The 436-nt window shown below is 43.8% G+C and carries 1 protein-coding gene; it reads left to right on the forward strand.

The window, feature by feature from the left end:
* Nucleotides 1-360: ATP-dependent dethiobiotin synthetase BioD (bioD, locus tag A3729_RS06210; RefSeq protein ID WP_156497732.1), on the forward strand; the 360-nt coding region annotated here is incomplete at its 5' end.
* Nucleotides 361-436 lie beyond the last annotated feature (76 nt).

Here is a 436-nt window from a genome sequence, read left to right on the forward strand (position 1 = left end):
AAACCGGATTTCGCACTTATCGAAGGAGCAGGGGGGTGGCGGGTACCGATTAGCCCAAGAGAAACGATGGCTGACTTGGCACGACAGTTGAACTATAAAGTTATTCTAGTTGTTGGTTTGCGTTTGGGGTGTTTGAATCATGCGATGCTAAGTGCAGAGGCAATCAGAAGAGATGGCTTGGAGATAGCTGGTTGGGTTGCGAATAGTTTGTCGAGAGAAACAATGAGCTATGAAGCTGAAAATATAGCGACTTTAAGCTCGGCTTTAGGTGCACCGCTTATTGCTCACTTACCTTTTAGCGAGAGCGGTAAGCCTGAGGAGCTTTGTAAATATGTGAATCTGGACTGTCTAGATTTGTAAGGCTTTGATCAGGCTGGTTGAAAAACATACAGATATTTGCTTAAATAACATACATAAGGAGAGCAGTGTCTGAATT

Source organism: Oleiphilus sp. HI0043 (assembly GCF_001634935.1).